The sequence below is a fragment of the Streptomyces regalis genome, assembly GCF_001509475.1.
Classification (GTDB): domain Bacteria; phylum Actinomycetota; class Actinomycetes; order Streptomycetales; family Streptomycetaceae; genus Streptomyces; species Streptomyces regalis.
The window spans coordinates 1-7805 of record NZ_LLZG01000112.1; the positions used below are offsets into that span (position 1 = coordinate 1).

Genomic DNA, 7805 nt, shown 5'->3' on the forward strand with positions numbered 1-7805 from the left:
GTCCGGCGTTTGAGGACGAGGCCCGTTCAGGGCCGAAGCGGGGGTCTGGGGGCGGCAGCCCCCAGGGACGGGACGGGTAGGGGCGGCGGGGGCGAGAAAAAGCGAGGCCCGAAGTGCACGGCCATCGCCCGCTGCGCCCCCTCCACGTCCCGCGCCCGCAGGGCGGTCACGATGTCGCGGTGCCGGCGGGCGGTGAGTCCGGGTGAGGGATCGTCGGGTCGGCCCCGGGCACCGGAAACACGCCGGAACACCGTCCAGAACGCAGCCAGCAGCTGCGGCACAAGGTCGTTGCCGAGGGACGCGTACAGCAACTCATGGAACTCACGGTCCAGCTCGGGAAAGGCCCGCCCCGACCGCCCCGCCACCTCCATCCGGGACACCACCGCATCAAGCCGGTCCAACTCCCCCTCGGTGACCGTAGCCGCCACCCGCCGGATCAACCCCTCCTCCAGCACCTCCCGCACCTGGAGGATCTCGGCGAGCGCCCCCGAGTCGTCGTGATCCTGATCCTGCCGGGCAAGCGTGCGAAAGGTCAGCCCGTCGATCAGCGGAGTGAGCGAGGCCTGCCCGACATACGTCCCGTAGCCGTGCCTGATCTCCACGATGTCGAGGGCCTGGAGCGCCTTGAGCGCCTCGCGGACGGAGTTGCGGCTGACGCCGAGGTCGTCCATGAGCTCGGCCTCGGTGGGCAGGAGCGCGCCGGCCCGGAGCCTGCGGTCGATGATCAGCTGCATGACCTGCCGCTGGATCCGACTGTTCCTGGACTCCTCGGACGTACGACTGTTCCTGGGCTGCCCGGGCATGCGGCGCATGGTACGCGCACCCGGACGTCCCACGTCCCATGTCTGCGGGATACGGCCCTGACGGGGGGTCAACTCACGCCATTTCACAGCACCATTGGTCCGACCTGTGGCAGATGCGCCATTCGTGTGAGATCCCTTGACCGCCCCCATCACCCCACCTATGGTCGCGCTGACCGTCAGGACGTAGGACGTCGTATCTCCTCGCATCACCCCATCGCTCTCCTCCCATCGCTGTCCTCGCACCCCCATCGCCGGAGCACACCACCCACGCCTGGAGGAACCGTGCGCGACGTGACCCACGACGTGCCGGCGCTGCACCGCCGGTCGTTCCTGAAGTACACCGGCGCGCTGGGCGCGGCCGCTGCCGTCTCCGCGTCGCTGTCGGCCTGTTCGTCGGGGCCCGAGTCCACGAACGAGACCGGCGGGGGCGGTGGCCAGAACCGGACCCTGACCGCGGTGATCAGCTACGGCAACGACGGCAGCTGGGACCCCACCCAGACGGCGTCCGCCTTCTGCATGGCCGCCAACAACCATATCTACGAGGGGCTCCTCGACACCGACCCGATCTCCAGGGAGCCGTACGCCGCGCTCGCCACCCAGGTGCCGGCCGACCCGAACGCCACGTCCTGGAAGTTCACCCTGCGCACGGGCGCGAAGTTCCACGACGGCAAGCCGGTCACGGCCGACGACGTGGTCTTCGTCTTCGACCGGATCCTCGACCCGAAGACGCAGACCCTCGCCAAGGGGTTCTTCGCCAATTGGCTCAAGGAAGTGCGGAAGATCGACGCGCAGAAAGTCGAGCTGGTGCTCAAGTTCCCCTTCCCGGACGGGATTTCGCGGCTCACCCTCGCCAAGATCATGCCGAAGCACGTCTTCTCCCAGCCGGGTGCCTGGGAGGACGCCATCAAGGGCAAGGCGATCGGCTCGGGGCCGTACCGGCAGACCGCGCACCACCCGAAGTCCAACACCACCTTCGAGGCGTTCGCCGAGTACAACGGCCCGCGCAAGCCCGCCTTCAAGAAGATGAACTGGCTGACGATCGTGGATGCGGCGCCGCGCGTGGCCAGGATCTCGGGCGCGAGCGCCGGTGCGCAGATCTCCGACAACATTCCGTACGCCAACATCGGGCAGCTGGAGAGCGGCGGGCTGACGGTGGCGGGCGGGGCCGGGATGAACAACCTGTTCCTGATGTTCAACACCAAGCACAAGCCCTTCGACGACGTACGCGTCCGCCAGGCGCTGCACTACGCCATCGACACCGAGAAGATGATCGAGGTCGCGCTCAAGGGGCACGGCAAGCCGTCGTCGTCGTTCCTCAACGAGTCCAACCCCAGCTACCGGCGCGCGAGGACCGTCTACGACCACGACCCCGACAAGGCGAAGGCGCTGCTGAAGGAGGCCGGGGTCAGCGGGCTGGAGATCGAGATCCTGGCCGTCAACGTGAGCTGGATCGTCGACTGTCTGCCGACCGTCAAGTCCTCCTGGGACGCGATCGGCGTGCAGACCACCCTCTCCCCGCAGGAGACGACGGCCGTCTTCACCAAGATGGACCAGAAGCAGGACTACCAGGTCGTCGCCGCCGCCTCGAACCCCAACCAGTTCGGCCTCGACGCCGACCTGATCATGCATTACAACTACGGCCCCGAGAACCTGTGGATGCAGTACACGCGGTGGGCCGACAACTCCGTCGCCAAGGCGCTCTTCAAGGACATGGACCGGGCGACCCAGGAGCCGGACACCGAGAAGAAGAAGACGATGATCCAGGACTACATCGACATCGTCGCCGAACAGGCCGTGCTCTACCCGGTCGTCCACAACGAGCTGATGACGGCCTGGAACCCGAAGCAGCTCACCGGGATAAGGGCACAGCCGTATCCCGGCATCAACCTCCTCCAGGCCAAGTGGTCCTAGCCACGACGGGAGCCCGGCCGTGATCACCGTCGTCAGGATCCTGGCCCGTCGCGTCGCGCTGCTCGTGCCGCTGATGCTCGGCATCGTGCTGTTCGTGTTCCTGGTCATGCGGTTCTCGGACGTCGACCCGGCGTCCGCGTTCTTCCAGGGCGCCAACCCCACCGCCCAGCAGCTGCACGACTTCCGCGAGGAGAACGGCCTGCTGGATCCCTTCCCCGTCCGCTACGTCACCTTCATCGGCGATCTGCTCCACGGCGACATGGGCATCAGCGCCCTGACCCGGGCGCCGGTCGTCGACCAGGTCATGACCGCCCTGCCGCTCACCCTCCAGCTCACCTTCCTGGGCCTCGGCATCGCGGTCGTACTGTCGCTGCTCGGCGGCGTGACCGCGGCGATCTACCGTGACCGTCTGCCCGACCAGATCATCCGGGTCGTGTCACTGACCGGGGTGGCCGCGCCGGGCTTCTGGCTGGCGCTGCTGATGATCCAGTACCTCGCCGTCGACCTCGGCTGGTTCCCGACCGGCGGCTACATCAACCCCGCGGACTCCTTCACCGGCTGGCTGAAGACGATGACCCTGCCCGCCTTCGCCCTCTCACTCCCGGTGGCGGCGCAGCTGACGCGGATCGTGCGGACGGCGGTGGTGGAGGAGCTGGACAAGGACTACGTCCGTACGGCGATCGGGAGTGGGCTGCCGCCTCGGGTCGTCGTCGGGCGGAACGTCCTGCGCAACGCCCTCCTCAATCCGCTGACCGTCCTCGGCCTGCGCGTCGGATATCTCCTCGGCGGCGCTGTCGTCATCGAGACGATCTTCTCCCTCCCTGGGATGGGCAAGCTGATGATCGACGCCGTGAAGAACGGTGACCCGGCGGTCGTCCAGGGCGTCGTCCTCACCACGGCGACCGGTTTCGTGGTCGTCAACCTCGTCATCGACATCCTGTATCTGCTGGTCAACCCGCGACTGCGGGAGGCGACGTGACGTTCAACCGCAAGCGTCTGGCCGACGCGCTGTCCCGGCCCGGCATCCGGCTGCGCGGTTGGCGCCGACTGCCGCTGCTGTCGAAGGTGGCGGTCTGCTTCCTGGCCGTCGTGGTCCTGCTGGCGCTGTTCGCCCCGCTCCTCGCACCGCACGACCCGCTCGACCAGCAGCCGCCCGTCGACGGCACCGGACACCCGTCCGCCGACCACTGGATGGGCCAGGACAGCCTCGGCCGGGACATCCTGAGCCGGCTGATGTACGGCGCCCGCTGGTCGCTGGCGATCGGACTCGGCGCGACAGGACTCGCGCTGGTCGTCGGCGCGCTGATCGGCGCGATCGCGGCGACCTCCCGCAAGGCGGTCGACGAGACGCTGATGCGCTGCCTGGACGTGGTGATGGCGTTCCCGGGCATCGCGCTGGCCGCCGTACTCGTGGCCGTGTTCGGCGGCGGGATCACGGTCCTCATCTGCGCGATCGCCTTCCTGTTCACCCCACCCGTGGCCCGGGTGGTCCGGGCGAACGTCCTCGACCAGTACGGCGAGGACTATGTGACGGCGGAACGGGTGATCGGGGCGCGCACTCCCCACATCGTGCTCAGGCACGTGGCGATCAACTGCGCCGCGCCCGTCCTCGTCTTCTGCACGGTCCAGGTGGCGGAGGCGATCGTCTTCGAGGCGTCGCTGTCCTTCATCGGCGCGGGTGTGCGACCCCCCGACCCCTCCTGGGGCAGTGTCATCGCGGACGGCAAGAACATGGTGCTGACCGGCGGCTGGTGGGCGACTGTCTTCCCCGGCCTGCTGATGCTGGTGACGGTGCTCTCGCTGAACATCCTCTCCGAGGGCGTCTCGGACGCGTGGGCGGCACCGTCGGCGCGCGAGGTCGACGTACGGGACGACGACCGGCTGGAGGCGGCTGAGCCGGGCAGCGGTGAGGTGCTGCAACTGCCGGGGCTGACGGAGGCGGCGGCACGGCTGCGGGCCCGGGCGCGTCCGCTGCCCCAGGGGCGGCAGCCGGTGCTGGCGGTGGAGAACCTGGCGATCGGCTTCGAGGGTCGTCATGCCGGCGTGGACATCGTCGACGGCATCAGCTTCGAGGTGCAGCCCGGTGAGGTGCTGGGCCTGGTCGGCGAGTCGGGCTGCGGGAAGTCGCTCACGGCCCTCGCGGTGATGGGGCTGGAGCCGAAGGGCGCCCGGGTGCGCGGCCATGTGCGCTTCAACCAACGGCAGTTGGTGGGCGAGCCGATGCGCGTACGGCGACGGCTCCTCGGCCACGAGATGGCGATGATCTACCAGGACGCCCTCTCCTCCCTCAACCCGGCGATGACGATCCGCGCCCAGCTGGGGCAGGTCGTACGCCGCGGAGGCCGCCGTACCCCCCACGAACTCCTGACGCTCGTCGGCCTCGACCCGGAACGCACCCTGCGCAGCTACCCGCACGAACTCTCCGGCGGCCAGCGCCAGCGCGTCCTGATCTCCATGGCCCTGTCCCGCGACCCGAAACTGATCGTCGCCGACGAGCCGACGACCGCGCTGGACGTCACCGTGCAGGCGCAGATCATAGAGCTGCTGCTGAGGCTGCGGGAGGAGCTGGGCTTCGCCCTGATCCTGGTCTCGCACGACCTCGCGCTGATCGCGGACGTCACCGACCGGGTGGTCGTGATGTACGGCGGCCAGATCGTCGAGACGGGCGTCACCGCAGACCTGGTGGAGGCACCGGCGCACCACTACACACGGGGCCTGCTCGGCAGCGTGCTCTCGCTGGAGTCGGCGCAGGAGCGGATGACGCAGATCAAGGGCGTGGTCCCCTCCCCCGCCGACTTCCCGGCGGGCTGCCGCTTCGCGGACCGGTGCCCGCTGGCGAGCGAGGTGTGCCGGACGACGGCCCCGGACCTGGTCGGCACACCGACGCACACGGCGGCCTGCCATCACCCGGCGGTCCTGCCGGCGCCGACGGACCGTTCCGGCTGTGCCTTCCCGGGGGATAACCCCCGGACCCCCAGCCGAAAGGCAGGTTGGCTGGAATGACCGGCGCGAACATCACGAGCCAAGCCCAAGTGAACGCGCTCGTGGAGCTGTCCGACGCGCATGTCGTGCACAAGGCGCGCAGCGGAGGCCTCTTCACCCGGGACAAGGTGTACGCCCTGACCGGCGCCGATCTCACCATCGCGCCCGGTGAGACGGTGGGCGTGGTCGGTGAGTCGGGGTGCGGGAAGTCCACGCTGGCGAAGGTGCTGGTGGGTGTGCAGCGGCCGACGTCGGGGACGGTGTCGTTCCGGGGACGCGACCTGTGGACGATGACCCCGGCCGAGCGCAGGACGGCGGTCGGCGCCGGGACCGGGATGATCTTCCAGGACCCATCGACGGCGTTGAACCGACGCCTGCCGGTCCGGCAGATACTGCGGGACCCCCTGGACGTGCACGGCCGCGGGACCAAGCCCCAACGTGAGGAACGAGTAAGGGAGTTGATGTCCCTGGTGGGGTTGCCGCGCGCGCTCACCGACGCGCTTCCCGGCCAGCTGTCGGGCGGTCAGCGCCAACGCGTCGCGATCGCACGGGCGTTGGCCCTGGACCCCGACCTGGTGGTGGCGGACGAGCCGACGAGCGCACTGGACGTGTCGGTACGCGCCCAGATCCTGAACCTGTTGCTGGACCTGAAGGAGCGGCTTGGCCTCGCTCTGGTCTTCGTCTCGCACGACATCCAGACGGTACGGCGGATGAGTGACCGCGTAATCACGATGTACCTGGGCCGGATCGTCGAGGAGTCCCCGGCGACCGACGTCACCGACGGCTCCCGGCACCCGTACACCCGCGCCCTCTTCTCCGCGACCCCCGGACTGCTCGACCCCATCGACCCGATCCCACTGGTCGGCCCGGTCCCGTCGGCGACCCGACCGCCGAGCGGGTGCCCCTTCCGGACGCGGTGCTGGAAGGCGGACGGGGTATGCGCGGAGGTGATGCCGGGGTTCATGGCCGCGTCGGCCCCGGAACACCGTTACAGGTGTCACCATCCAGTGGAGGAGGGCGAGGCCACCCGCGACCTCGTACGCCAGAGCCACCATTCCAAGGAGCCTTGATGCCGATCCCCACCCCGCTCACCGGTGTCGTCCCGCCCGTCTGCACGCCCCTGACACCGGACCGCGAGGTGGACGTCCCGTCCCTGCTCAGGCTGGTCGACCACCTGATGGAGGGCGGGGTGCACGGCCTGTTCGTGCTCGGTTCGACGTCGGAGGCGGCGTATCTGACGGACCGGCAGCGCAGGGTTGTGGTGGAGACGGTGACGGGACACGTGGGGGGCCGGCTCCCCGTGCTGGCGGGCGTGATCGACATGACGACGCCGAGGGTGCTGGACCAGGTACGGGAGGTCACGGAGGCGGGTGCGGACGCGGTGGTGGCGACCGCGCCCTTCTACGCCCGCACCCACCCGAGCGAGATCGCCCGCCACTACCGCCTGATCGCGGCGGCATGCCCGGTCCCGGTGGTGGCCTACGACATCCCGGCCTCCGTCCACACCAAACTCCCCGCCGACGTGATCCTCGACCTCGCCGCCGAGGGCACCCTGGCGGGCCTGAAGGACTCCAGCGGCGACCTCGCCGGATTCCGCAAGGTCGTCGTCGGTGCCCGCATCCGCCCCGACATCACTGGCTTCAGCGTGCTGACCGGCTCGGAGCTCTTCGTCGACGCGGCCCTCGCGATCGGCGCGGACGGGGCGGTGCCGGGGCTCGCCAACGTCGACCCGCGGGGCTACGTCCATCTCGACCGGCTGTGCCGGTCCGGCGACTGGGAGCGGGCTCGGGTCGAGCAGGAACGCCTGTGCGCCCTCTTCGGCATGGTGACGGTCGGGGATCCCGGGCGGATGGGGGGCAGTTCGTCGGCGCTGGGCGCGTTCAAGGCGGCGCTGCATCTGCGGGGCGTCATCGACTGCCCGGCGACGGCGGAGCCTCAGGTGCCGTTGTCGGCGGAGGAGGTGGAGCGGGTGGGGAAGTTCTTGGCCGGAGCGGGGCTGCTATAGGCGGTTTTTCGCCCCCGCCGCCCCTACCCGTCCCATCCTGAAGGGGCTCCGCCCCTTCCACCCCGCCAGGGGGCTCTGCCCCCTGGACCCCCGCTCCTCAAACG

Annotated in this window: 6 protein-coding genes; 5 read left to right on the forward strand and 1 reads right to left on the reverse strand. The window is 69.6% G+C overall.

The features are described 5' to 3' along the window. Positions 1 to 26: 26 nt before the first annotated feature. Positions 27 to 803, reverse strand: coding sequence for a FadR/GntR family transcriptional regulator (locus ADL12_RS16415; protein WP_079052076.1), 777 nt, complete (start codon positions 801 to 803; stop codon positions 27 to 29). A 282-nt stretch (positions 804 to 1085) separates the two neighbouring features. Here ADL12_RS16415 and ADL12_RS16420 point away from each other — a divergent pair, with 282 nt between their 5' ends. Genes ADL12_RS16420 through ADL12_RS16440 form a run of 5 tightly spaced genes read left to right on the forward strand, consistent with a single transcriptional unit; the run spans position 1086 to position 7701 of the window. Further along, positions 1086 to 2714 carry an ABC transporter substrate-binding protein gene (locus ADL12_RS16420; RefSeq protein ID WP_062703066.1) on the forward strand — a complete coding sequence of 543 codons (1629 nt, stop codon included), beginning with the start codon at positions 1086 to 1088 and terminating at the stop codon, positions 2712 to 2714. A 19-nt stretch (positions 2715 to 2733) separates the two neighbouring features. Then, positions 2734 to 3693, forward strand: a complete 960-nt coding sequence (locus ADL12_RS16425) for an ABC transporter permease (protein ID WP_062703068.1) — start codon at positions 2734 to 2736, stop codon at positions 3691 to 3693. Continuing rightward, the gene (locus ADL12_RS16430; protein ID WP_244187909.1) at positions 3690 to 5717 is read left to right on the forward strand and encodes a dipeptide/oligopeptide/nickel ABC transporter permease/ATP-binding protein; all 2028 of its coding nucleotides are present in this window, start codon (positions 3690 to 3692) and stop codon (positions 5715 to 5717) included. Before ADL12_RS16425 ends, ADL12_RS16430 begins: the two co-directional genes overlap by 4 nt. Further along, the gene (locus ADL12_RS16435; RefSeq protein WP_244187910.1) at positions 5714 to 6766 is read left to right on the forward strand and encodes an oligopeptide/dipeptide ABC transporter ATP-binding protein; all 1053 of its coding nucleotides are present in this window, start codon (positions 5714 to 5716) and stop codon (positions 6764 to 6766) included. The genes ADL12_RS16430 and ADL12_RS16435 overlap by 4 nt, the downstream gene beginning before the upstream one ends. Next, the gene (locus ADL12_RS16440; RefSeq protein WP_062703070.1) at positions 6766 to 7701 is read left to right on the forward strand and encodes a dihydrodipicolinate synthase family protein; all 936 of its coding nucleotides are present in this window, start codon (positions 6766 to 6768) and stop codon (positions 7699 to 7701) included. Before ADL12_RS16435 ends, ADL12_RS16440 begins: the two co-directional genes overlap by 1 nt. Positions 7702 to 7805 lie beyond the last annotated feature (104 nt).